We start from the raw sequence: 24,041 nt of genomic DNA, 5'->3' as shown, positions 1-24,041 counted from the left end.
TTAATTTTAGAGCTTCAATTAATGAATCATAGGTATATTTATCTTCACCTAAATCATCATTAAGCTCCGTTACCGCGTTTTCAAGATAATCTTTAAAATAATGCTCAAGCTCTTCCTGAGTATACCCGACAAGAGCACCATAAGTAGGATTAAAACTTATATCTTCAATATTATTAAAGGCAGAGAAGATAGAAGTATTGGAATAACGAGTCACTCCCGTGATAAAAATAAAGCGAAATTTGCCTGAGTAGGCTTTTATCGTGGAGAAGAAGTTGGACAATACCCTTCTTCTTGATTCAAATTCCTCTTTATCTCCCATCAGCGCGGTTAAAGGTGCATCATACTCGTCAATAAGCAAAACCAGATTGGTAATATCTTTTTGATTGAATCTTATATCCAAATATCTGGCAGGAGTCTTTATCTTTTCATTTAATATATTTTCATAGCCGCTGTGACTAAAAGCATCATCAAGCTGCTGCAAAAATGATTCATTAAAAGTTACGTCACCGCTTTGTTCCTTGATTTTAGATAAATCAAGATGAATTACTTTATAGGTTTTATCATTCCATAAATTGTCGGTAACAATTTTAAGTCCTTGAAACCTATCAAGACCGTTTGAGAATAGCTCATGAAAAGTGCTTACTAATGTCGATTTACCAAATCTGCGCGGACGGGATAAAAAAAACGGATTTCTAAAACGAGCAAGATTTGCCACTAAATCCGTTTTATCAACGTAGATCATCGAATTTGCAGCAAACTGACTAAATGAAGTAATGCTTAAAGGCAGTTTGGTCAAATCAGTCATGAAATACTCCTTAGTCTTTTTAATAGTTTACATTATTCTTTAAATAGATTGACTTAGCGGTTAAAACAAGTATAATCAGCAAAAAAAGATTTGAAGGTTATCTAAGGGTTTCCATAACTTTTGAATCTTCACTAATATGAGCCCTAAAGGATTGTATTATGCTACTTGCCTGGGGCTTGCTTATCATCGCCGTATTAACAGAAATCTCTTGGGGCTGCAGTTTAAAAGCTCTATCGTATTTTTCATTCAATCGCTTTTTTATAGCAATTCCAATCATTTTTAGTCTAATTAATATGGCCTTACTTGCCCATATAATGCGCTATCTTCCCGCCGGTCTTACATATGCTGTTTGGACCGCCCTCGGTACGGTCGGGATCATTATTGCCGGAATTTTCCTGTTTAACGAAAAAATTAATTTGTATCAAGTATTCTTCATATGTCTATGCGTTATCGGTGTTGTGGGACTTAAACTATGCCCTCAACCTTAACATTGCACTTCTAATATGAAAATAGCATTACTTAATAGCTAAATCGCATATTAAGTAATGCTAAATTATCACTTAATCAAAACGTAACTATAAGTAATTTCTTCTAATAATAATCAAACGAGGCAAAACGCAATGCACCGTGCTTTAAAGTAGCCAATACTTTAATAAGCTTTTCACCTTTAACAAAAGCATGATCGTATGACTTAAAAGTAAAGTCATGATCTTCTAGCTTGCAGATTGTGAGATCGGCTTTTGCACCTACCTTAAGCGATCCGATTTGCCCATATAGACCTATAGCCTCAGCAGGAGCTTTAGTTACGCAATTTAAGACTTTAGGCAAACTCATTCCTAAAGCAAGGTATTTTGATATCTGCAAAGGCAAGCCGTAAACATGGTTATTAAAAGCCGAAAGAGTAGTTAAATCGGACGCAATAATGTCAGGGTAAAAACCTTGTTCAACAGCAGGCTTTAAAACATCAAAAGAGAAATTGACATATTCATCTGCAGCATCAAAAATCACGCCGCGATTTCGGGCATCAATAAGTTCTTTGCGAACTTTACCGCTATCGTCAAGAATTGTCTCTCCCAGATTCTGGTACACATGGCAGACAACATCACCTTTTTCAAGCGGATCTAAAATTTTGACAAAAGTACTGCCGTGATTGGTGACATGTACGCATAAAGGCAAATTAAGGGAATGAGCAAGGTTTGCACAAAATTGCAGTGATTTATTATCTTCATCAAGAGCACAAGATTTATCAAAACGCATCTTGATGCCGCGAATTCTATTGGGGTACTGCTTTACAACTTCCTTAATCGCATCAGCATGAATTTTCGCGCTTCTAAAATCTTCCGGGCAATCCAAAATAACCTGACCGTAAGAGGCTGCATTCAAATAAGCATAAACATCCATCATGCTATAGGCTGCGGCATTGGCAAAGGCTTTGAAATTAGCAAAACCGGCGCTGCCGGCATCAACTACGGCAGTACAGCCTAAAGAGAAAAAGAGATCGGGGCTTATACCTAAAACCGAGCTTACGGGAAAGACGTGACAATGATGTTCAATAAAGCCGGGACTTAAGATATTTCCTTTTTAGCCTGACAGTCAAGCTTTTCTCCTTTACCGCTGATGACCGTACCGGTTACGGCCAATTCTCCGCGTTTTATTTCTAAAGTATCCGGATCGAAAATTTCAGCATTTTTAAACAGCAAATCAGCTTGCATCATTTTTTCCTTAGCAGTTAATTTTTCTGCTTTTTAATTTAAAAAAAATGACTGCAAACTTGCGGTATCGCAGTCATGTGCTTTTGATTAATATACTGTAAGACTTACTTTAATTTGTAGATCAGCACCGACACTTTTTAAATTATTCGGAGTCTATTTCATTATCTTGGGAAGGTTCCGAATACTCTAAAAAGTCATATTGCTTGCGCAGGTTTTTAATTTCGGAAAAAGCGTAGCGGTATTCAAGATAACCGTACATTTGAGTAGCGATGCTAAGCTTAAAATAATCGTAAGCAAGCTTATCCTGCCCCAATCGTTCAAATTCCTTTCCGATATAAAAATATCCTTCACACAAGCGGCTTTGCTTTTCCGCAAGAGGCACTTCGTTGCTGCTCATTTCCTCAATGAGAGTTTTTTTGCTTTTCTTTCCTAAATAATAATCAACGACATTAAAGGCCCAATTATCGTTTTTAGCTTCAACTGTAGCTTTTTGATAACGGTCTTTTAAATGAGCAAGAGCTTCCCCGTGGGAAAGAGTCTTACTTTCTATAAGATAAAGCCACAACATACGATAAGGATCGTTTAAATCATCATCGCAAAAGCGTTCCATGTCAGGAACGGCAAGTGAATAGCGTCCGGCATAATATAAAGCTATAGCTCTATTCATTAACGGATACAAAATGTCAGGATCAAGCTCCAAAGCCGAATCAAACGCCTCATAAGCATCCTGAAAATTCTCGTTTTGCGCAAGATATACGCCTATTATGTTGTAAGCAGGGGCAAAATCAGGGCGCTCGGAGAGAGAATTTAAAAACATGCTGCGAGCTGAAGCTTCAAGTCCCAAACGATCGTAAATAATTCCTAAATCATAAAAGACTTCAGCGCGGGCCGAAGGTGACTTTACCTGAGAAGACTCAAGCATCTGCGACAATTGAATCACGATAAGCTGGTCGCGATCGCGATTTTCTTTTGAAGGCTCAACGATCACGATATCTTCTTTAGGAACGCTGAATACTCCTAAAAAAGGAGATTCCTCTTTTTGCGTTTCTTTTGAAGAAAGCACAGAACAGGAACATAAACCAGCGCATAAGAAAAAGGCAAGAACTACGCGTTCGGTTCCTGCCTTTAATATTTTCAACGATTTAACCATTTATTTTTTACTAATCCATGGTTTCAATGCCGTCTGTTTCCTTCTTCTCAATCTTCATCGGCAGGACATGGCGTCTTTGAATCTTGAGCAGGAGCGGCCAGGTACTTGCTACGTATATTGACGAGAAAGTACCGAATACGATACCTATAGTCACGGCCAACGCAAAACCGAAGATAAGCGAACCGCCGAAGACCAGCAGGCAAATAACCGTAATCAGGGTGGTGCCTGAGGTAATAATCGTACGGGACAAAGTCTGCGTCAAGGAAATATCGAAAAGACGTTCCATGCTCACATCACGTGAAATGCGGCTGGCATTTTCACGAATACGATCAAACACGACGATCTTATCGTTAAGTGAATAACCGACAACGGTAAGCACCGCGGCAAGAACCGTCAAATCGTATTCAATCTGCCAAAAAGAGAACACGCCAAGAACCACGATAACGTCATAGGCAAGAGAGATAACCGCACCGGTTGCCATTCTCCACTCAAAGCGGAAAGCAATATAAGCCAAAATTGCAATCAAAGATACGACAATGGCTAAAATACCGCTTTGAACGAGCTCTTCACCTACTGCAGGACCGACATACTCGGAACGGCTTAAAGTAGCTTTAGGATCAAGCTGCTTTGCTGCCGTCATTACTTTGTCGGCGACAATCTGCTGATTAAGACCGTCTTTAGGAGCCACACGGATCATAACGTCGCTTGTAGATCCGAAATGCTGCGTTATACCCTCTACCCCCTGCTTGGCATAAGCTTCACGCACTTTTTCCAAGTCCATAGGCTCGGAATACTTGGTCTCGACCACGATACCGCCGGTAAAATCAAGGCCCCAGTTAAGGCCTTTTACTGCCATAACGGCAATGCAGGCAACAACCAAAATAGTGACACCGATCTCGACAATCTCCTTGATTTTCATGAAGGGGATGACGACACCTTCTTTAATAAACTGCATCATAGTCATTCCCTCCTTAAATACTCAGCTTCTTCAAATTAGGACGTCCGCCCCAAATGATATTAACGATGGCACGGCAAGCCGTGACAGCGGTGAACATTGAAGATGCCAAGCCGACCATAAGGACGAGAGCGAAGCCCTTGACTGAGCCGGTACCGACCATAAAGAGGATCAAGGCGGTAATGAATGTCGTGATATTAGAGTCCGCGATGGTGGCAAAAGCACGCTCATAGCCTAAATTAATAGACTGCTGAACCGTTCTTCCCGCCCGCAATTCCTCTCGAATTCGCTCATAAATAAGCACGTTCGCGTCAACTGCCATACCGAGGGTCAAGACGATACCCGCGATACCCGGCAACGTCATTGTCGCTCCCGGAATAAGAGACATAACGCCGACAATCAATACCAAGTTAAAAATCAACGCTAAATTGGCGATAAAGCCGAAAGCTTTATAGTAAATAAGCATAAATACGGCAAGGAACAATACGCCGTAGAACATAGCCTGCATACCGCTGTCAATGTTCTGCTGACCGAGGCTCGGGCCGATAGTACGTTCTTCAACGATCTGAATCGGGGCAATCAAAGCACCGGCACGCAGCAGCAGCGCAAGGTTATGGGCTTCTTTTACCGAGTCAATGCCGGTAATACGGAAATTACTGCCAAGACGGGTCTGAATGGTTGCGACATTGATGATCTGCTCAACCTTTTCAAAACGCGGCTTATATCCTTCCTCTCCTACTTTAGGAGCATTTTCATCTTCATTAGGAATAACTTTATATTCAATAAAGTTAGTTGCCATTGATTTACCGACATTGTCCTTAGTAAAGGCGGACATAATGCTGCCGCCGCGGGAATCAAGGCTGATATTAACCTGAGGACGACCGTTTTCATCGCTTGAAGATGAAGCGTCAACGATATGATCGCCGGTTAAGATAACGCGTTTTTCAAGGACAACGGGATAGTTATTCTTATCGTAATGAAGTTCGGTTCCTGCAGGAACGCGGCCCTGCATCGCGGCATTAAGATCGGCGGAACTGTCAACCAAACGGAACTCCAAAGTGGCGGTTGCGCCCAAAATTTCTTTAGCGCGGGCAGTATCCTGAATACCCGGAAGTTCAACCACGATACGATCGGCACCTTGTCTTTGAACCAAAGGTTCGGCAACGCCCAATTCATTAACACGGTTACGAATAATATTAATGTTCTGATCAACCGCATTGGTTCTGATTTCAGAAAGCTTCTGCTGCGTCATCTTTGCGGAGATGAAATATCTGCCGTCACGATCATAACTTTGGAAAACGAAATCACGATGATGATCGGAAAGCAGCTTCTCTGCGGCGTCGCGGGTAGCGGCATCACGGAAAGTCACAACAACGTCATCGCCTTCGGTACGGGCACCGGCAAGGCGCAAATCGGCATTGCGCAATTCTGATCTGAAATCTGACACCAGCTGAGTCTTCATCTTTCTCATGGCTTCGTCCATATCAACTTCCATAAGGAAGTGAACGCCGCCGCGCAAATCAAGACCGAGCTTTAAAGGATGCATGCCTAAAGAGCGCATCCATGCAGGAGTTGCAGGAGCTAAGTTTAATGCGGTAATAAAACGATCACCCAACGCTTTTGAAACGATGTCTTTGGCTAAAATCTGATCGTTGGTGTTGGCAAAACGGATTAACAACTGACCGTTCTCAAGTTCGTAATCACCCTTAATATTCTTGCCGTCAAGCAAGGTCTGAACCTGAGAGGAAACCGTAGAATCTACTTCGATTCCATGCGTGCCGGAAATCTGCAACGCAGGATCTTCACCGTATAAATTAGGAAGTGCGTAGAAGAATCCCAGCAAAATAATGACTGCGATTAAAAGATTCTTCCACAAAGGGAATTTATTAAGCACGATGATTACCCAAAAGAAGAAGCCGCGACTTACTGCCGCGGCATATTTTTATTATTTGCTTTCAGCACCGGTGGCAACTAAAGTGCCCTTAGGCAAAACGGCAACGATATAGTTACGCTTCATCTGAATAATGATACCGTCAGCTACGGAAATAAGAACATACTCTTTGTTTTCCGGCAATTTGCTGATACGGCCGGCAATACCGCCGTTAGTTAAAACTTCATCACCTACGGAAAGACCGTCAAGCAATTTCTGCATTTCTTTACGCTTCTTGGAGTTCGGGCGCATTACGAAAAAATACACCGCGAGCATACACATCACAAGAACGATCATCATGCTCATATCACCGCCTGCGGGAGCGGCTTCAGCGGCATAAGCTGCAGGAATTAAAGAAAAAGACATAGTACAAGTACCTTAAATAAAGTTAAAAATTACGGAATTTCTAAATCCCGATTTATCAGCTGATTACCATCTTTTCTTTCGTTAAGAAAGAAACTTTATGCACAAAGAATAATATTACTATCTATCGTGCAAAAAGTTACGGTTTTTGCAATTTTCGCCTTAAAAAAGACGCCTTTAAATCACAGACCGTATAAGAGTGAATTGCGACAAGTATAACACATCTCGCAGATTCCTTATATTACCAGCACAAAAGGCGGCAAGACAAAGAATTAAACGGTTTTACAAGCTGTTTTGTAAAAATTATCGGCAAAAGCTTCAAGCGTTCCGCTTTCAATTGCGTCGCGAATTCCCTGCATCAGATGCTCGTAATACCAAAGATTATGAATGGTATTTAAATGAGCGCCGAGCATTTCTCCGCATTTATCCAAATGATGCAGATAGGCACGGGAGAAATGTCTGCAGGTATAACAGCCGCAATTCGGATCAAGCGGACTAGTATCAGTTGCGTATTTTGCGTTGCGGATCTTTACCACACCTTGGGATGTGAACAAATGCCCGTTTCTGGCATTGCGCGTCGGCATCACGCAGTCAAACATATCAACGCCGTTTAAAACGCCTTGCAGAATATCCTCAGGACGTCCGACTCCCATCAGGTAACGCGGTTTATCCTCCGGCATGATAGGAGCGATATGGCCTAAAGCCTTATACATGACATCCTTAGGCTCACCCACGGCTAAGCCGCCGATGGCGTACCCGTCAAAGCCTATGTTAGTAAGCCCTTCTAAAGAACGCTCGCGCAGCCCCTCATCGGTTCCGCCTTGAATAATGCCGAAAAGGCTGTTGGGATTTTCAAGTCTTAAAAACTCGTCTTTGCAGCGTCTTGCCCAGCGCAGCGAAAGTTCCATAGCATTTTCCATGCGGCGATAGTCGGCAGGAAGTCCGATGCACTCATCAAACTGCATGACGATATCCGATCCTAAGGCATGCTGTACCTGCATGGAAATCTCAGGCGACAAAAACAATCTCGAACCATTGATAGGATGCTGAAACTTAACGCCCTCTTCCGTTACTTTTCTGATGCCTGACAAAGAAAAGACCTGAAAACCGCCCGAATCAGTCAAAATCGGCTTATTCCAGTGCATAAAGTCATGAAGGTCGCCATGAAGCTTTATAACATCGGTTCCGGGGCGCAGCCACAAATGAAAAGTATTTCCCAAAAGAATATCTGCGCCTAATTCTTCAACCTGCTCGGGACGGATGCCTTTAACGGTTCCCAAAGTTCCTACGGGCATGAAAGCCGGGGTACGCACGATTCCGCGCTTAAAATGAAGTTCACCGCGACGGGCCTTGCCGTCTTTAGCTAAAATTTTAAATTCCATCTGTGATCCTTTTAAGCGGAAGGAGGTAAATCCATCGGCTCGGTTCTCTTGGTTATAAACATGCAGTCGCCGTAACTGAAGAACTTATACTTATCATCAACCGCGTGATGATAGGCATGCATCGTGTTCTTATAACCGGCAAACGCGCACACCAGCATGATAAGGGTTGACTCAGGCAAATGGAAATTGGTGATTAAGCAATCAACCACCTGATATTTATAACCCGGGTAAATGAAAATCGAGGTGTCGTTGTGAAAAGGTGCGATTTCGCCAAGTCCGTTTTCTCTTGCATAGGATGCAGCGCTTTCAAGGGAACGGACCGCGGTGGTTCCCACGGCTATAACGCGATGACCTGCCGCATGCGTCGCCTTTACCGCGCTTGCCACTTCCTCAGGCAGCTGCACGAATTCCTTATGCATATGATGCTTTACGATATCGTCCTCGCGAACGGGCTGGAAAGTTCCCGCGCCGACGTGCAAAGTAACGAAAGCGGTATTAACGCCAAGGCGCTTTAATTCTTCAATCTGCTCATTATCAAAATGAAGACCTGCAGTAGGAGCCGCAACCGCGCCCGGCACCTTGCTGTAAACGGTCTGATAGCGATCTTTATCCAAAGCTTCGTCTTCTCTTTCGATATACGGAGGCAAAGGAATATGTCCTACCTTATCCAAAAGATCAAGAAGCGACGAACCGTCAGCGGTCTCAATCATAAATAAATCGCCGTCACGCCCGGTTACGTTTAAAACATATCCGCCGTCGATAAAAAGCTCCGCTCCGGCTTTGGGCGCCTTACTGGCTCTGATATGCGACAAAGCGGTATTAAGTCCCGTTATTCTTTCAATTAAAAGTTCGACAGCTCCGCCGGTTTTCTTGGTGCCGTACAAACGGGCGGGAATTACTTTAGTATCGTTAAACACTAAAAGATCTCCCGGTTTTACGAAATCTTTAAGATCGATAAAAGTACGATCGCAAAGCTCTCCGGTGTTGCCGTCAAGGCACAGCATTCTGCATTTGGTGCGCTCGGCACTTGGGTAATTGGCTATAAGCTCTTTTGGCAAATCAAAATTAAAATCACTGCGTAACACTGTCTTAACCTCAAAAAAACTCGGAGCATTCTAGCATTTTTTAGTGATAGTGACGGTAAAAAATGCACGTAAAAAAGCGAAAAGAACGGCAAGTTATAACTATATATTTCTCCGCTTTTTAAAGATCATATAAAGCGTATTAAAAACGGCTTTAGGCAGTTCTCCAATATCATTTACCACGGTAAAGCTTGTGAAAAGATCGCAGCCTGCCGTACTTTCTATTCCAAAACCGTAAACCTCACATGAAAGCTCCTTGGCAAATTCCAAAGCCCTTACGGTCTGCGCAACACTGTCGGGGACTCCGTCGGTTATTACGATAAAGATACTGCGCTTAAAGGAAAATTCTTTTTGCCTGCCCAAGGCATACCACAAGGCTTGAGCAAGAGGAGTCGAGCCTCGGGGCTTTTGATCAAATCTTGCAATGACGGAACTTACTTTTTCATTATGCTTAAGCGCAATTTCATATTCAGACGTAAATCCCGGGAAAAAGGTCACTTCACAAAATATTCCGTCGATGCCTTCAAGCGCTTTGGCAAGACAATAAGCGCAGCTGCAGGCGATTTCACTGCGCATCCGACCTTTTGATTTTTCTTTTATCATCATCGATCCGGATACGTCTACAAGGACATGAATATAAGTAGAGAAATCTTCCTCTATTTCTTTTTTTAAAAACAATCGGTCATCAAACATAAAAAGTCTTGATAAATGTTTGGTATCAAGATACGTATGACTTTGCCTGCCTGAACGCTTCCTATCGATAAAAGCGCGGGCTGACAGCATCAAAGCCCTTTTTAAAGGATAAAGATCGCGCGCTGCCGCCAAAACGGCTTGGGGATTTCCGTTTTTACATACGCACGGGCCGACAACTCCCAAATCATCACGCGAAGAGCCGTTATCTTTTACCGCTTCATAATTTAAAAGAACGGACTTGTCCGCTCCGACATAGGCTTTTCCCGTTTTATTCAAACATACTTTGGCAAATAAATTATCATCCCGTAAAAATCTGCTTTCCTTTAAAAAGTCCTTACCGTTTATCGCCTGCAAATCGCTTTGAGAAAGCGCTTTAGTATTTTTATAAGAATCTTTTAAAGACAAAAGCTCACCAATCTCTTCACAAAGTTTAAGCACGGCAGAGCTGCTTTTAAGATAAGGAGCCTTTTTGATTAAAAAAATTAGCTTGCAAAACGCCTTGACTCTAAGCAACGCTTTTACTTCTTTAAACAATAACAAGGTATTTTTTCTTTGGGAGGCAAAGCCCTGACTTTTTACGCACAAATAATAGGAAATAAATGAAAAGATAAGCGTAAAAGGATGTTTATGCTTATTTAAAAACTCACTTAAATGTTCATCAAAACTTGAGCGCAAAAACTCAAGATTTTCCCAAACCCCGATAAATTCCCTGCCGATAAGCCGCTCAATACGTGCGTCCTCAAGTACGTTAAATAACGAAAAGAAAGTAAAGTTACCTCTTATGCTTTTTACAATTTTAAAATCCGTATAGCGTACATGGGCGGCTTCATGCGCCAAATACCCGTATGCAAGCCTTGCTATGCGATCATCGGTAAGATTAAGCCTCGGAATAACTATTTCCCTGCCGTCGGTATAAGCATAGCTTCCCTGCATCCTTACTTTTATATTAAAAGCTTTTGCATAATTGGCGACAATTATCGGCATTGCGTTTTTCACGTATAACTCCTCATTTTTTACAAAGAGTTATATTGTCGCTTAAGCTAAAACCGACTTTTTTCAAAAACACTGCAAATTGCACACAACGGCTTTACAAAAGGCATAAACAAGCCATTTTTAAAATGTAAAAAATTTTTTAAGCTTTAAAGCTTAAGAAAAGAGCCTTCATCTAAGTTACAATGCTAGGTTAAAGCTTTGCTATTTTGGATCTGACAATGAGCGACTCGGTAAATTACTTAAAAAATTTTTCGTATAAAGAACAGGTTTCCCGCTCTTCCCTGTGGGGACATCACTTTTTATTTTTAAATGTACTCTTATCTCTTTTAATCGGTCTTACTTATGTTTACGCAGCTCCGTCAACCGATTCTTTTGCTGCATTTTTCTACTTAATCGTGACCTGGATGGGGCACATGGGCTTTTTGGCTTTTGTTACCTATCTTATTATTCTGTTCCCTTTAACTTTCATCGGTAATTTCCGTTACTACCGGGTTTTTTCGGTAATTATCGCCATTTTATTTCATTCAATTTTGCTTTTTGACGCCAAATTATATTTAAACGTCAAAATCCATTTATCGCTTACCGCACTAAATCTTATTTTCCGTGAACTTGACTTTAATACCGGTCTTAATTACAACTTCCTTTTTATAGCTATTCCCATCGTAATTGCTTTTGAGCTGCTTTTTGCCAAACTTGCCACCAAAAATCTCTACCGCAACGGCAGTAAAAAATGGGTAAAAATAACAAGTCTTGTTTTCATCGCCGCTTTCGTCAGCTCTCACTGCATTCACATTTGGGCCGACGCTACCCGTTACGATAAAATCACGATTTTAAGATCTGCATTCCCCGCGCACTACCCGATGACCGCAAAATCATTCCTGTCAAGCCACGGTTGGATTGAAGGAAGTGCCAAACCCAATAACATCAGCGCTATCGATTACCCGCTGCAGCCGATTGTTTCCAATTCCTCTGGCAAACCGCAAAACATAGTCACCATTTTTATTAACGGCTTAAGCTATGATTCGCAGGATCCCAAGATCACTCCTTACCTTTTGTCTTTAAAGCAGCAAAGCGAAAGCTACGAGCAGCACTATCTGCCCTACAAGCTGTTAAAGGACAATCTTTTTGCCTCAAGCTACGGCGTTCCTCTTTTATATAAAGATACTTTCTTAAATAGAAATATTCAGCCCGTCATTTTCAGAGAAATGGCAGCGCAGGAATATATCAGCCGCTTCGTGATAAGCCAAAGCTCGGATCTTGATCCTTCCGTCATCGAAAAGGCCACCGGAGCCCGCGCCAACCAAATAATAACCGCGGTTGACGATAATGAAACCTTAAACAAAGCAGCGCAGCAAATTGCCGATTGGGATCATGATCGTCCTTATTCGACTACCGTCGTGTTATCGGACTTATTTAAGACGAAAAACAAGAATGATTATGATTGGCAGTTAAAAATTTTAGACAGCCGTATCGTTGATTTATTCAACGTGCTTAAGATAAACGATCATTATGACGACACGATGATTATCGTCACCTCGGCAGCAGGCAGCCCTTTTATAAAAAGCGATTTGACATTTAATCGCGACTGTCAGCATGTTCCGCTTATCATCAAATGGCCCGGAAGCGATAATATGTCCGTTGCCGTTAATAAATTAAGCTCGCCTTTTGATCTGCCTGCGACTGTCGCCACGGAAATTCTGCAGGTCACCACCGCTCCTGCCGACTATTCTTTAGGCGAAAATCTAAAAGAGTTAAGCGATCGCAGATTTATCGTCAGCGATGAACCTGAAATCATTCTTATCGGCAGTAAAGATACGACTGTTTACAGTGACGAAGGCAGCGCTTTAATTGAAGACAACGGCAAAGCTTTACGCATAAGACCCAATCTTGAAAACTTAATTCGCGCCATGCGCACTCTTAATCGTTTTAAGGAATAAAAATAAATGCAACTTACAGCTCAAAACGTAAAAGAAGTATTAATCGATGCCTCAATGACCAAACCGGTCTTTGCTTATTTTTATGTTGACGCAGAAGAATGCGCCGCCACAACGACCGCGGTACAAAGTGCCATAGGAGATAACAACGCGTACGTAAGCCTCGTTATGGCAAACGTTCAGGAAGAAGTCGCTCAGGCTATCGCCATGCAGATAGGCTTAAGAAACGTTCCTGCGCTGATCGTTTTTAAAGAAGGCCGCCCCGTTGACGCTTTGCAGGGAGCTGACGTAACTGAAAAATTAAATGAGCTTTTAAATAAATATATGCCCTCTGAAGAGGAGCTTAACCTCCGTGCCGCGTTAGAAGCGGAAGCTGCAGGAGATCTGGGAACGGCGCTGCAAAAAGTAGCCAAAGTCTACAGCGATAATCCTAAAAACAGCCAGGCAAAATTCATCTACATAAGACTGTGCTTAAAACAGAAAAATCTGGATAAAGCCAAAGAACTTATTGATACGGCAACTCGCGAAGAAAAAGACAGCAAAGATTATCAGGATCTGCTTTCTGCCTTGAATCTGGCATTAAAAGCTCAAGAAAGCCCGGAGCTTGCGCTGCTGCAGGAAAAATATAAAGAAAATCCTCAAGATATGGAAATCTTAAAGCAGCTTGCCGCCGCATTAAGCGAGGCGGGAAAACGCCAGCAGGCTTTAGATCTCTTATTTGAAGCCTTCAAAAAAGACACCGGCAATACTCAAGTTAAACAACTTATCATCGATATTTTAAACACGATGCAGGGCGATCCGCTGCAAAGCAAGTATCGCCGCAATCTTTATACTTTGATGTACTAAAGTACGATTTTTCAATCTTTCTTTAGTATTTACAACAGCGCGCATTAATTACGCGCTGTTTTTGTATTACAGTACCGAATAGTGACAATGCTGCAAGGAGATAAAAATAACATGAAGCGCAAAATAAGCTTTTTTCTATTAAGCGGTCTTATTTTTTCAGGAATGATCCAGGCAGCTCCTGCATCAAGAGATTTTCCCGTTCCGCAAACCGTAAGCGTTGACATGCAAAAAAGCATTGCCGCGGTAAATAATAGCTGGAAATTCAATATCAAATCCGCAGAGGAATGGTTCCCGCTTATTGACTCTTCATACCGATACGGCAGCCATAATGCAAAAATCATGGCCGACTACTTTAAAGTAAGCATTGACGAAGGCTATATAGGCAATGTCCACACCTACACTCTCACTCCGCCTAGTATTCCCGACGCGCATAAAGCCAAGGTAATTTTATTCATCCACGGCGGCGGTTACGTTTTAAATCCGGGAATTGCCGGCATTGACGAAGGCATAATGATGGCAGGTATCGGCGGATACAAAGTAGTCGCGGTAGATTACAGAATGGCGCCTAAATATCCCTACCCTGCCGCGATTGACGACGCATTTACCGTCTATAAAAAACTATTAAAGGAATACCCGGGCAAAAATATCGGAGTTTTCGGATCTTCTACCGGAGGCGGCATGACTTTAGTTCTTGCCATGCAAGCCCGCGACAACAACGTCGCGATGCCGGGAGCCCTTGCTCCATGCACACCATGGACCGACCTAACTAAAACCGGCGACACCTATTTTACCAACCAACACGTTGACAATAGTCTTGTAGGCTACGACGGTTGGATTGACGATGCCGCACGCGATTATGCCCAGGGAAATGATTTAAAAGATCCGTATCTTTCACCGGTTTACGGCGACGTAACGGGCTTTCCGCCGACTTTACTCGTTTCAGGAACCCGTGATTTATTTTTAAGCAATACGGTAAGAATGCAGCAAAAACTCAATGAGGCCGGAATTGAAAATAATCTTATCGTTTATGAAGGCCAGTCACATTGCCAATTTTATTTAGGCTTGCCGCCTACTGCAAAAGAGCTTCAGGATCACTACAAAAATCTGACCGTATTTTTTGATAAGCATCTGGGCAAGTAACTGAGTTTTTTCTCTTAACTGTAATATCGGTATGAGGCATGCTTCATACCGATTTTTAATAAGCTTTTTACTCTTTAAGCGACACTTTTTTAGGCGCTGTATCCACCGAAGGCCATCTGCTTATAATCGTCTTTATAAGCGTGGCAAGAGGAATGGCAAAAAACACTCCCCAAAAACCCCACAATCCGCCGAAAATCAAAATAGCGGCCAAAATGGAAAAAGCATCCAGATTCAAAGCTTTTGAAAACAGCATCGGAGTGAGAACGTTGCTGTCTAAAAGCTGAATTATTACATAGACGCCCAAAACCCAAACCAAAGTCATGCTAAAGCCAAACTGCAGCATCGCGACCAAAACCACCGGGACACCGATAAGCACGGCGCCCACATAAGGAACGACCACAGAAAGCCCTACCCCGACGCCAAGCAGCGTTCCGTAATTAAGGCCCATGATTTTAAAAGCTAAAGTGTTGGCAATTGCGATAATAATGATATGAACAACTTTACCGCGGATGTAGCCGGCAATTTGCGAGTTAATGCTCGGCCAAAATTCTTTAATGATATTTTGGCGGTTAGGCAGAATGTAAGTTAAAACGCGTTTTTGCAGCGCCGATTTATTAGCGAGCATCAAGAAAGTAAAAATCGGCACGATAATTAAATAAATAAGCCAGCTAAAAGCGTTAAAAACGGAAGGCATCAGCTGCGTGCGCATCAGCATCGCAGTTGCTTTCATCAGCTGCAGACGAATTGAAGTAAGCGCCGATAATACCGTATTTTCAGCCACCATTGACGGGATCGGATCTGGCAGCGTGCTGACAAAATCCATAATTTGCTGAGTAATAAGCAAATCAATGTCTTTTACCGACATCACGAACTCATCGGAATGTGCCGCATCACCGTTTATTGCCTGACTTACGTCGGCACCCATGGAAAGAATAATGTTATAAAAAGAGATCCCCTGATTGATAATTTGCGGTACGACTAAAATCAACGCCAACAGCGCAGATCCTATAAACAAGCACATAACGATGCTTGCGCTTAATCTTCTGCCGATATGAAAACGGCGCATGAAAAAACATACGGCGCCGTCAAGGCAATAGGCAAGACATAAAGCAACCACCAAGGGGCCGACTAACCACATGAAAAAATAAATAATAATGAAAATGCCGATAAGCACGCAGGCAAATTCAGGGGCGCCGGGAACGGAAAAATGCCTCCGGTACCAGTTTTTAAACAGCTCTATCATAAAAATCCTTATTTTTCTGTCTTGATTGTACTCTAAAATCAGTTTGCAAATGACTTTTTTACCGGCTAAAAATTAGCGCTTAAAAAGCTGCTGCTATCTTTTTGCTCATTTTTGTTCATATATAATTTTTTTGTTTACAATCGTAGAAAAGCGCCGTCGTTAAAAACAAGAATTTGAGAAAATCATGCTTAAAGCATTAAAGAAAATTACCTTGGGCATTGCGTTGAGCTCTTTCTTAACGCTGCCTACTTTTGCCGAAATCTCGGTACCTGATATAGGCACAGCCGGGATCATGGGACTTACCGTACAAAAAGAAGAACAAATCGGTAATTATTTTATGCGTACGGCCAGATCGCGTCTGCCTATAGTAGTCGATCCGGTTTTAGATGAATATGTAAGCTCAGTGGGAAACAAACTTTTAATGCACGCAAAAGGAGTACAGTTTCCCTTTGAATTTTTCATAGTAAACAATTTAAACCTTAACGCCTCGGCTTTTTTAGGCGGAAAAGTTCAGATAAATACCGGACTTTTCGTCTATTCCGATACCGAAGATGAATTTGCCTCGGTTCTTGCCCATGAAATTTCTCACGTTACCCAAAGACATATCGCGCGTTTTATCGAAAGCGAAGTAAAAAAGAGCAATACCTCAATTGCCTCTATGGTAGGAGCTATCGCTTTATCCATCATTAATCCCGCCGTAGGCATGGCCGCTTTATCCACATCTTTGGGAATTGCGCAGCAAAGCCGCATCAACTTTACAAGAGAGAATGAATCAGAGGCCGATCGCATCGGTATCGATCTTTTAAACCGCGCCGGCTTCAATCCCGCAGGAACCACCGATATGTTCAGAAAGCTTTTGAACATGCAGGGCAATATTAATCCTGTTTTTGCCTTACTTGTCGATCACCCCTTATCGGAAGTGCGTATTGCCGAAGCGGAAAACCGCATCGCCCATTTTAAAAAGAAAAAAGATTCGACCAACCCTGACTTTTTCATGGCCAAGGCACGTATTGACGTACGCTATAAGAAAAACGATTTTGCCGATTTAAAAGAAATTCTCAAAAATGACGCTAAGGCAAATCGTTATTACAAAAATTACGCTCTGGCTTTAACCTGTTATGAATTAAACGAATACGCAGAAGCTAAAACTTATTTAAATAATTTAGGCGCTTCCATGCAAAATAATCTTTTTGTCGTCGATCTTTTAACCGATATCGATCTTAAAGAACACAATTATCAAAGCGCCATCAACCGTCTTAACGGTTTGCATAAAAGAATGCCGCGCAATAAAGCGGTTATCGTTAACTTGGCAAACGCCTACATTCAAAGCGGACAAAATCAAAGAGCCATAAGACTGATTCGTGATTATTTAAAACGCGATCGCGGCTACCCTCTTTCTTACACTCTGCTTACCGAAGCCTACCTTAAAAGCGGTAACCGCTGCGAAGCGTTGCAGGCACAAGGAGAAGATTTTGCGTTAAAAGCCAATTACAACCGCGCCATCGGCTCTTATAACGAAGCATTAAATATCTGCCGCAATAATCTGACCGTAGAAATAATAAAAGCCCGCGTAAGCGAGCTTATTGAGCAAAGAGCGTTTGACGCCGAGCTTAACAAATCCTGGTAAGGTCTAGATATTTAATACCTTCTTGACAAAAGGCACCGTAAGTTCATGCTGTTCGCTAAGCGAGGCTTCGTCAAGGCGATCAAGAATTTTAACGAGGCTGTCCATATCACGGTTGCTGTGCCTGACTAAAAATGCGGCTACCTTTTCCGGGATAATAAAGCCGCGTTTTTTAGCACGTATCTGCAGCGCATCGCAGCAGGATTTCTCATCTAAAAAATCAAGCGGCAATGAAACGCCGTTTTCAAAACGGGTATTTAAGTCTTTACGCAAAAAAGGAATTAAATCCGCCGAGGTGCAAGCCGAGGCGATAAAGGTTCCCGTACCTTTATCCACCCAGCGGTTATAAAGGCCGAAAAGCGCCAATTCCCAATCACTATCGCCTGCGATTGCATCAATATTGTCAAGAATAATGACAGGATAAGGATCAACAGACAAAAGCAGCGGCGAAATATCTTTTACCAAGCGCAAATCAACAAAAAAAGCGTTAACTGACGGATTTTTTATTTCTCTAAAAAGAGCATTTAATAAATGGCTTTTACCGACGTGCTTTGGACCGAACACGAAAAACAATTCATTTTTATTACGTAAAACCGCGTCATGCAGCAAATCTACCGCCGCACGATTGCCGCCCGGAACAAACGAATCAAAAAAGCCTTCATCATTGATTTTAAGTGCCAAAGGCTCCTGACGCGGAGCCTTGGGAGTAATAATCATGTCTTTTCCTTTAATACGCGCTTAAAGATGCAGGAAAGTTTACAGGAGATGATGCCAAATCGGCAACCCTGGTATCAGGACGCTGCGCTGAAGCTCTGCCCACGCTGCTTATCTGCGGATTCAACTTAGCGGTCCCGTGATTATAGCGGTAGGCAAAAGGCTCGATTTTTGAAAACTCAGAGCTGGGTTCTAAAGATCCGTCCAAAGAAGCCGGATCAAGTTTTGTGTAAACATCAACGATAAAAGCGTCACTGTCGCTTACCATCGCGCAGTTTATATTTCCCTCAACGCCGATTCCGGATAAGACGCGCTCAAATGAAACTAAATCATTTAAATTATTAATGCCGTAAAGCTTGAGCCTTACGAACTCTTCGTGCGCACCTAATTTATCAGGATCTTCTATTGCCGCGGCAGTTGTCGTATTGACCTGCTGGAGCTTACTTAAAGCTCCGGCTATTGCCTTGGCCTGATTGTCCGCAAGCACCGTCTCGGATCCATCTCCGGTAAAGTCATAAAGAATTTTGCCGTCTTTATCCAAAAGCCTGCAATTTATCAAAATGTTGCCGTCATCTAAATGCTTAACGACAGCGGCAATTACAAAATAGGATCCGTAACGCTTGGATGCCGTTACCAACGTGCCGTTATCGGCTTTTGTCAAAGTATCGTAAGTCACGCTTTGGATATCTTCTAAATCAAGAAGTGGAAACATCAAACGATACTTATAATTGTCGGCACTACGGACAAACGCTCCGGCAAATGAGGAAAGCTCACTGCCGACAAAGCTGCCTGAATCAGGACCTGATTCATACATCCATACGATTATCGGATCTGAAAGTCCCTGCCAGGCATGAGCCCCGTATTTTTCCAAAACCGCAGCGACTTTATCAGTATCAAGCACCACATTAAGCTTTCCGGCATTTAAACGTAAATCGGTCACCGCATAATAAGCGTCGTCTTCTTTTATTTTTACCTTATTCATTGAACCTAACGTGATGCTGTCAGCTGCTTGAAAAAATGCTGACATAACAGCAGAATCAAGACCTTCACTCAAAGAAAGGGAATCTGCGTAAAAGGAGGTATTGTTCTCTTGTGCAGCGTATGCCGTAAGCGGATTTAAAGCAAAAAACACCGCTGCCACACAACATTTCTTAAAACCGTTCATACAAAAACCTTTGAGCCTTCAAACCACGTTTCAATTTTAGCTTATGCGCTTCCTTCTTTTTTTAAAAACAAGAAATATTCTTAGGGCTTTCACTAAAATTAGGCACTTTTACATTCAACCTTCCTTCCTTTTTTTGTACAATATGCACAGCTTATTTCGGAGGATCTATGGCTACAAATTTAACCTACAAGGAAGCCGGTGTTGATATTGATGCCGGTGAAGAGCTCGTCGAGCGTATTAAGGCTCCCATCAAAAGAACCAATCGTCCTGAAGTCATCGGAGGCCTCGGCGGATTCGGTGCTCTGACCCGCATTCCTGCAGGTTATAAAGAGCCGGTTTTAGTATCCGGAACTGACGGCGTCGGTACCAAACTGCGTCTTGCAATTGATTTACACCGTCATTCAACCGTCGGCATCGATCTTGTTGCCATGTGCGTTAACGATCTTATCGTTCAGGGCGCAGAGCCTCTGTTTTTCCTTGATTACTACGCAACCGGCAAACTTAATGTCGATATCGCCACCGAAGTCGTAACCGGCATTGCCCGCGGCTGCGAAATGGCAGGCTGCGCATTAGTAGGCGGTGAAACCGCAGAAATGCCCGGCATGTATGAAATCGGTGATTACGATTTAGCAGGTTTTAGCGTCGGTGTTGTCGAAGCATCAAAAATCATTGACGGATCTGCCGTTAAAGTCGGAGACGCTTTAGTTGCCATTGCCTCATCGGGCCCTCACTCCAACGGCTACTCTTTAATCCGCCGCATCGTTGAAGTATCAGGCGCAAAACCTCTTGAGGACAAACTCCCGTCAGGAAAACTCCTTGCCGATGCTTTGCTTGAGCCTACCCGTATTTATGTCAAACCGGTACTTAAGCTCTTAAAAGAAGTCGAGGTCCATGCTTTGGCCCACATTACCGGCGGCGGTTTCTGGGATAACATCCCGCGCGTTCTTCCTGAAGGCACTTGCGCAGCTTGCGATTCTTCAACCTGGCAGTGGCCTGAGGTATTTAATTGGCTGCAGGAAAAAGGCGGTGTCGATCGCCATGAAATGTACCGCACCTTTAACTGCGGCGCCGGCATGATCATCGCAATGCCTGAAAGCGAAGTCGAAAAAGCCATCGCCGTTTTAAATGCTGAAGGGGAAAAAGCCTGGCGTATCGGTTCAATCGTTAAGCAGGGTGCTGACGGCGCTCAGGTTACTATTGCTTAATCGTTTTTCTACTAAAAAACCGGCAAAAATGCCGGTTTTTTTATATCTGCAGAAAACAAATTAAGAGCGCTTTACCGATTTTAAGCTTAAGAAAAAGTCAGTGACGTTCTTTGCTATCGGTAAAGAGGTACACACAATAACGCTGCCCATAATATTGTGCGACCCTTCGGTATACACGCGAACGGCTTTTATCGTACCTTTATCCTTTTCGTTTAATGACATTACAAAGCAAGTATTATTGTTTGCCGCCGCCACGGGGAAAACCTGTCCTATAGGATAGTGGCGCATATTACGGTAGACCTTAAGCGCGGTATCCTTATCATAAATATAGTCAACGCCGACAAACTCTTGGGCCTGATGCAGGAAATTTGCGCTCACCCAATTTATGTTTGCCGAAGGAACGCGTTTTGCGTCGCTGTCTTTTAACGCAATTCTCGCTCCGTTCACGTTTTCCAAAAACTCTTTGTAATCATCAGAGAAAGTCGCACCGCAGGCTTTTTCCAAATCGGCAACGGTTGTTTTTGACGCAATCGTAAGTCCTTGCTTAAAAATAATTCCGGCTTTGCTAAGATCGGACATCGCCATGTGTCTTTCTCCTTTTGCAGCTAACTTAGTAAAAATAATGAAATTTTAAATCGTGCTTTTAAATTATAGCACCTTGAAAAAGCCAAAAAAGCGTACAAAAAAGCCGACAACGAAGGTCGGCTTTTTTCTTAAACCGTTACTTATTTTTTGCCATCAGTTCTTCAATTCCGCGGATCATGATGTGAATTATCATGGTATGAACTTCCTGAATACGATCGGCATAACCAAAGTGCGGAACGATTATCGGCAAATCACAGGCGTCTTTTAACTTGCCTCCGTCTTTACCTAAAAGCACAACTGATTTTAGGCCCTTTTCTTTGCATACTCTGCAGCACTCGATAATATTGCGGGAATTGCCTGACGTTGAAATGCCTAAAAAGACATCGCCTTTAAACCCCAATCCCTCAAGAAAACGGGAAAAAACGTAATCAAAACCATAATCATTGCCGACGCAGGTCAAATGGCTCGGATCACAAATGGCGATCGCCGGATACGCAGGACGGTCATCACGATAGCGTCCGCTTAACTCCTCGGCAAAATGCTGAGCGTCGCACATGCTGCCGCCGTTGCCCGCTGAAATTATTTTGCCGCCGTTTTTTATGGAGTCGGCCATAAGAGAAATAGCTTTCTCTATTTTTTCTTCGGTATCTTCCTTACTGATAAAATCATTAAGTACCTTTGAAGCTTCTTTCAAATCATCCATTACAGAAAAAGAAAGCATATTTTCTCCTTATTAGTGTGTTTTCATAACTCGTGCCACCCAAGCATCATAAAGAGCCTGATCTTTGGCTTTGTAAGAAGCGTAGCCTTCACGCTCTTTTTGCGAAAGAAGCTTATTTAACATTTCCTCTTTCTGTGCGGCAAGACGCTTGGCGTAATCTTTTTTACCTTCTTCTTTTCCTTTTGCAAGAAAAGGCATTGAAAAATCATCACTCCAATATGAACCTGCCAAAACGTTGCCGTTTCCGTCATCGGAGATCTTCGTACCCTGTGCCAAAGAAATCATTTGCGCCACGTGCACCGCGTGCCTATCCGTCTCCACGTGCATCAGAGGAAGCTTTATATCCTTAGGTCTTTCCCAATGACGGCTTAAAGCATTTACGCTTTCTTCTCCAAAATCAAATGAGCTTTGGCCGCCGGTCATGGCAAGATAAACTTCGGCCAAAAGCTGGGCGTCAAGCAATGCTCCGTGCACCGTACGGCGTGAATTATCGATATCGTAAATCGAGCACAAATTATCGAGGTTTACCTGATTGTTAGGATTTATTTTACGGGCAAGCTCCACGGTATCGACGATTTTGCACATGTCCTTGGTATGCTCATTTAACTTAAGCAAATCCCATTCTTTATCCAAAAACGCGCTGTCGAACTTGGCGTTATGAATCAATAGCTCGCTGCCGCGAATAAAATCGATAAGCTCGTCGGCGACATCGGCAAAATGCGGTTTATCGGCAAGCATTTCATCGGTGATGCCGTGAACTTCCGTAGCCTCTTCATCAATGTGGCGATCCGGATTAACAAAAAGCTGCAGCTGTCGTCCCGTAAGGCGGCGATTTATAATCTCCACGCATCCTACTTCAATAATGCGGTGAGTTCCCGTGGTTCCGTCATCGGATTTTCCGGTAGTTTCGGTATCCAGTGCGACCTGTCGTAAAAGAGCCATAACCTAACAAACGCCTTTTTATAAAAACGCGCGGCAAGCGCTTATAAAACAAAAGAAAAACCGCTTAACCTATAAAAAGAGAAGAAATTTTTTAAGTTTAAGTGATTATACATAATGAAAAGGACAAAACATACAAAAGTAAAAAAATCACCTTAAGTAAAGAAAAGAAACATATGCATTGAAAAAAATCAGTGTTTTTCCAGCCCTTGCGCCGCAAGGAATTCCCGCTGCCTATTTTTAAACTTTGATCGAGATCACGCTTTTCTAAGCGCCTGAATTTTCGAGCATAACAAATAACTTATTGATTTATAAGAAAGTATTTTAATAAACTTTATGTTATAATCTACCGCACAGCCAAGGTAACACTAGCTGCGAATAATAATGAAAAAAATAAATTTATACACAGACGGTTCCTGTCTAAACAATCCCGGACCGGGAGGTTACGGGGTAATATTCAAATATAAGGAACACGTAAAAGAATTATCTTGCGGTTATCTTCAGACGACCAACAATCGCATGGAGATAATGGCAGTCATTGCGGGACTTGAACAACTAAAAGAGCCGTGCAGCGTAACCGTTACAAGTGACAGCCAATATGTCAAAAACGGAATTACGTCCTGGATTAATGTCTGGAAAAGAAACGGCTGGATAACGAGCAATAAAAAGCCCGTCAAGAACAAGGATTTATGGCAAAGACTTGATGCAGCTTGCCAAAAACACCTTGTAGAGTGGGAATGGGTAAAAGGTCACGCCGGACACGCTGAGAATGAGCGTTGCGATGAGCTTGCCCGTGCCGCAGCCAGCGGCGAAGGAAAACAGGAAGATACCGGTTTTTCCTTTTCCTAGGGAGAAAAAAT

The 24,041-nt window shown here is 42.6% G+C and carries 23 protein-coding genes; 7 read left to right on the top strand and 16 right to left on the bottom strand.

Annotated features, from left to right (window positions below; translation table 11 throughout):
• Positions 1-805: AAA family ATPase (locus QZ019_RS01210; protein WP_295481769.1), on the bottom strand; the 805-nt coding region annotated here is incomplete at its 3' end.
• A 158-nt stretch (positions 806-963) separates the two neighbouring features.
• Here QZ019_RS01210 and QZ019_RS01205 point away from each other — a divergent pair.
• The gene (locus QZ019_RS01205) at positions 964-1,293 is read left to right on the top strand and encodes an SMR family transporter (RefSeq protein WP_040909248.1); all 330 of its coding nucleotides are present in this window, start codon (positions 964-966) and stop codon (positions 1,291-1,293) included.
• A gap of 103 nt (positions 1,294-1,396) precedes the next feature.
• On the opposite strand, the gene QZ019_RS01200 is transcribed toward QZ019_RS01205, so the two are convergent.
• The 9 genes from QZ019_RS01200 to QZ019_RS01160 form a co-directional block, all read right to left on the bottom strand.
• On the bottom strand, positions 1,397-2,359 hold the full coding sequence (locus QZ019_RS01200) for an amidohydrolase family protein (protein WP_295481775.1): 963 nt from the start codon (positions 2,357-2,359) through the stop codon (positions 1,397-1,399).
• 11 nt (positions 2,360-2,370) lie between these two features.
• On the bottom strand, positions 2,371-2,520 hold the full coding sequence (locus QZ019_RS01195; RefSeq protein WP_295481766.1) for a hypothetical protein: 150 nt from the start codon (positions 2,518-2,520) through the stop codon (positions 2,371-2,373).
• 139 nt (positions 2,521-2,659) lie between these two features.
• Positions 2,660-3,667: a lipoprotein NlpI gene (gene nlpI / locus QZ019_RS01190; protein ID WP_295481764.1), complete on the bottom strand. Its 1,008-nt coding sequence runs from the start codon at positions 3,665-3,667 to the stop codon at positions 2,660-2,662.
• A 10-nt stretch (positions 3,668-3,677) separates the two neighbouring features.
• On the bottom strand, positions 3,678-4,625 hold the full coding sequence (secF, locus tag QZ019_RS01185; RefSeq protein WP_295481762.1) for a protein translocase subunit SecF: 948 nt from the start codon (positions 4,623-4,625) through the stop codon (positions 3,678-3,680).
• Positions 4,626-4,638: 13 nt separating this feature from the next.
• Positions 4,639-6,516, bottom strand: coding sequence for a protein translocase subunit SecD (gene secD / locus QZ019_RS01180; protein WP_294566262.1), 1,878 nt, complete (start codon positions 6,514-6,516; stop codon positions 4,639-4,641).
• A gap of 51 nt (positions 6,517-6,567) precedes the next feature.
• Complete coding sequence (gene yajC, locus QZ019_RS01175) at positions 6,568-6,918, bottom strand: preprotein translocase subunit YajC (RefSeq protein ID WP_294566265.1); 351 nt, start codon at positions 6,916-6,918, stop codon at positions 6,568-6,570.
• Positions 6,919-7,187: 269 nt separating this feature from the next.
• Positions 7,188-8,297, bottom strand: a complete 1,110-nt coding sequence (gene tgt, locus QZ019_RS01170; RefSeq protein ID WP_295481760.1) for a tRNA guanosine(34) transglycosylase Tgt — start codon at positions 8,295-8,297, stop codon at positions 7,188-7,190.
• An 11-nt stretch (positions 8,298-8,308) separates the two neighbouring features.
• Positions 8,309-9,382 (bottom strand): tRNA preQ1(34) S-adenosylmethionine ribosyltransferase-isomerase QueA, encoded by a 1,074-nt coding sequence (gene queA, locus QZ019_RS01165; RefSeq protein ID WP_295481758.1) that lies wholly within the window; start codon positions 9,380-9,382, stop codon positions 8,309-8,311.
• Positions 9,383-9,481: 99 nt separating this feature from the next.
• Positions 9,482-11,068 (bottom strand): hypothetical protein, encoded by a 1,587-nt coding sequence (locus tag QZ019_RS01160; protein ID WP_295481755.1) that lies wholly within the window; start codon positions 11,066-11,068, stop codon positions 9,482-9,484.
• A 215-nt stretch (positions 11,069-11,283) separates the two neighbouring features.
• On the opposite strand from QZ019_RS01160, the gene QZ019_RS01155 reads away from it, so the two are divergent.
• From QZ019_RS01155 to QZ019_RS01145, 3 genes are all read left to right on the top strand, one after another.
• Positions 11,284-13,002: a DUF3413 domain-containing protein gene (locus QZ019_RS01155; RefSeq protein WP_295481753.1), complete on the top strand. Its 1,719-nt coding sequence runs from the start codon at positions 11,284-11,286 to the stop codon at positions 13,000-13,002.
• A 6-nt stretch (positions 13,003-13,008) separates the two neighbouring features.
• On the top strand, positions 13,009-13,845 hold the full coding sequence (locus QZ019_RS01150) for a tetratricopeptide repeat protein (RefSeq protein WP_295481751.1): 837 nt from the start codon (positions 13,009-13,011) through the stop codon (positions 13,843-13,845).
• Positions 13,846-13,956: 111 nt separating this feature from the next.
• Positions 13,957-14,985, top strand: coding sequence for an alpha/beta hydrolase (locus QZ019_RS01145; RefSeq protein WP_295481749.1), 1,029 nt, complete (start codon positions 13,957-13,959; stop codon positions 14,983-14,985).
• Positions 14,986-15,052: 67 nt separating this feature from the next.
• On the opposite strand, the gene QZ019_RS01140 is transcribed toward QZ019_RS01145, so the two are convergent.
• Positions 15,053-16,228, bottom strand: coding sequence for an AI-2E family transporter (locus QZ019_RS01140; RefSeq protein ID WP_295481747.1), 1,176 nt, complete (start codon positions 16,226-16,228; stop codon positions 15,053-15,055).
• A gap of 184 nt (positions 16,229-16,412) precedes the next feature.
• Between QZ019_RS01140 and QZ019_RS01135 the strand changes: the two genes are divergently transcribed.
• On the top strand, positions 16,413-17,855 hold the full coding sequence (locus QZ019_RS01135) for a M48 family metalloprotease (RefSeq protein WP_294566289.1): 1,443 nt from the start codon (positions 16,413-16,415) through the stop codon (positions 17,853-17,855).
• A gap of 3 nt (positions 17,856-17,858) precedes the next feature.
• Here the strand turns inward: QZ019_RS01135 and hda are convergent, their stop codons facing one another.
• Together hda and QZ019_RS01125 are read right to left on the bottom strand one after the other, a co-directional pair.
• The gene (gene hda, locus QZ019_RS01130) at positions 17,859-18,569 is read right to left on the bottom strand and encodes a DnaA regulatory inactivator Hda (RefSeq protein WP_294566293.1); all 711 of its coding nucleotides are present in this window, start codon (positions 18,567-18,569) and stop codon (positions 17,859-17,861) included.
• A 10-nt stretch (positions 18,570-18,579) separates the two neighbouring features.
• A complete protein-coding gene (locus QZ019_RS01125; protein ID WP_295481745.1) occupies positions 18,580-19,731 on the bottom strand; it encodes a DUF2066 domain-containing protein in 1,152 nt (383 codons plus the stop codon).
• 167 nt (positions 19,732-19,898) lie between these two features.
• Between QZ019_RS01125 and purM the strand changes: the two genes are divergently transcribed.
• Positions 19,899-20,936 carry a phosphoribosylformylglycinamidine cyclo-ligase gene (purM, locus tag QZ019_RS01120; protein ID WP_294566299.1) on the top strand — a complete coding sequence of 346 codons (1,038 nt, stop codon included), beginning with the start codon at positions 19,899-19,901 and terminating at the stop codon, positions 20,934-20,936.
• 60 nt (positions 20,937-20,996) lie between these two features.
• On the opposite strand, the gene QZ019_RS01115 is transcribed toward purM, so the two are convergent.
• From QZ019_RS01115 to dnaQ, 3 genes are all read right to left on the bottom strand, one after another.
• On the bottom strand, positions 20,997-21,521 hold the full coding sequence (locus tag QZ019_RS01115) for an SMI1/KNR4 family protein (protein ID WP_295481743.1): 525 nt from the start codon (positions 21,519-21,521) through the stop codon (positions 20,997-20,999).
• 136 nt (positions 21,522-21,657) lie between these two features.
• On the bottom strand, positions 21,658-22,242 hold the full coding sequence (gmhA, locus tag QZ019_RS01110) for a D-sedoheptulose 7-phosphate isomerase (protein WP_295481741.1): 585 nt from the start codon (positions 22,240-22,242) through the stop codon (positions 21,658-21,660).
• A 12-nt stretch (positions 22,243-22,254) separates the two neighbouring features.
• On the bottom strand, positions 22,255-23,184 hold the full coding sequence (dnaQ, locus tag QZ019_RS01105; RefSeq protein ID WP_294566307.1) for a DNA polymerase III subunit epsilon: 930 nt from the start codon (positions 23,182-23,184) through the stop codon (positions 22,255-22,257).
• 381 nt (positions 23,185-23,565) lie between these two features.
• On the opposite strand from dnaQ, the gene rnhA reads away from it, so the two are divergent.
• Positions 23,566-24,030 (top strand): ribonuclease HI, encoded by a 465-nt coding sequence (rnhA, locus tag QZ019_RS01100; RefSeq protein WP_366936824.1) that lies wholly within the window; start codon positions 23,566-23,568, stop codon positions 24,028-24,030.
• The last annotated feature ends 11 nt before the right edge of the window (positions 24,031-24,041 follow it).

Source organism: uncultured Succinatimonas sp. (assembly GCF_905203285.1).
In the GTDB taxonomy this organism is placed as follows: domain Bacteria; phylum Pseudomonadota; class Gammaproteobacteria; order Enterobacterales; family Succinivibrionaceae; genus Succinatimonas.
Note: the sequence above shows the minus strand (reverse complement) of the source record. Positions and strands in the feature narration are given on the sequence as shown.

Bases quoted from the DNA above. Each gene is read 5' to 3' on its own strand.
- purM (WP_294566299.1), top strand. From the start codon at position 19,899: ATGGCTACAAATTTAACCTACAAGGAAGCCGGTGTTGATATTGATGCC.
- dnaQ (WP_294566307.1), bottom strand. From the start codon at position 23,184: ATGGCTCTTTTACGACAGGTCGCACTGGATACCGAAACTACCGGAAAA.
- yajC (WP_294566265.1), bottom strand. From the start codon at position 6,918: ATGTCTTTTTCTTTAATTCCTGCAGCTTATGCCGCTGAAGCCGCTCCC.
- gmhA (WP_295481741.1), bottom strand. From the start codon at position 22,242: ATGCTTTCTTTTTCTGTAATGGATGATTTGAAAGAAGCTTCAAAGGTA.
- secF (WP_295481762.1), bottom strand. From the start codon at position 4,625: ATGATGCAGTTTATTAAAGAAGGTGTCGTCATCCCCTTCATGAAAATC.
- QZ019_RS01125 (WP_295481745.1), bottom strand. From the start codon at position 19,731: ATGAACGGTTTTAAGAAATGTTGTGTGGCAGCGGTGTTTTTTGCTTTA.
- QZ019_RS01115 (WP_295481743.1), bottom strand. From the start codon at position 21,521: ATGGCGATGTCCGATCTTAGCAAAGCCGGAATTATTTTTAAGCAAGGA.
- QZ019_RS01195 (WP_295481766.1), bottom strand. From the start codon at position 2,520: ATGATGCAAGCTGATTTGCTGTTTAAAAATGCTGAAATTTTCGATCCG.
- rnhA (WP_366936824.1), top strand. From the start codon at position 23,566: ATGAAAAAAATAAATTTATACACAGACGGTTCCTGTCTAAACAATCCC.
- nlpI (WP_295481764.1), bottom strand. From the start codon at position 3,667: ATGGTTAAATCGTTGAAAATATTAAAGGCAGGAACCGAACGCGTAGTT.
- QZ019_RS01150 (WP_295481751.1), top strand. From the start codon at position 13,009: ATGCAACTTACAGCTCAAAACGTAAAAGAAGTATTAATCGATGCCTCA.
- QZ019_RS01135 (WP_294566289.1), top strand. From the start codon at position 16,413: ATGCTTAAAGCATTAAAGAAAATTACCTTGGGCATTGCGTTGAGCTCT.
- QZ019_RS01155 (WP_295481753.1), top strand. From the start codon at position 11,284: ATGAGCGACTCGGTAAATTACTTAAAAAATTTTTCGTATAAAGAACAG.
- QZ019_RS01205 (WP_040909248.1), top strand. From the start codon at position 964: ATGCTACTTGCCTGGGGCTTGCTTATCATCGCCGTATTAACAGAAATC.
- QZ019_RS01145 (WP_295481749.1), top strand. From the start codon at position 13,957: ATGAAGCGCAAAATAAGCTTTTTTCTATTAAGCGGTCTTATTTTTTCA.
- QZ019_RS01140 (WP_295481747.1), bottom strand. From the start codon at position 16,228: ATGATAGAGCTGTTTAAAAACTGGTACCGGAGGCATTTTTCCGTTCCC.
- hda (WP_294566293.1), bottom strand. From the start codon at position 18,569: ATGATTATTACTCCCAAGGCTCCGCGTCAGGAGCCTTTGGCACTTAAA.
- tgt (WP_295481760.1), bottom strand. From the start codon at position 8,297: ATGGAATTTAAAATTTTAGCTAAAGACGGCAAGGCCCGTCGCGGTGAA.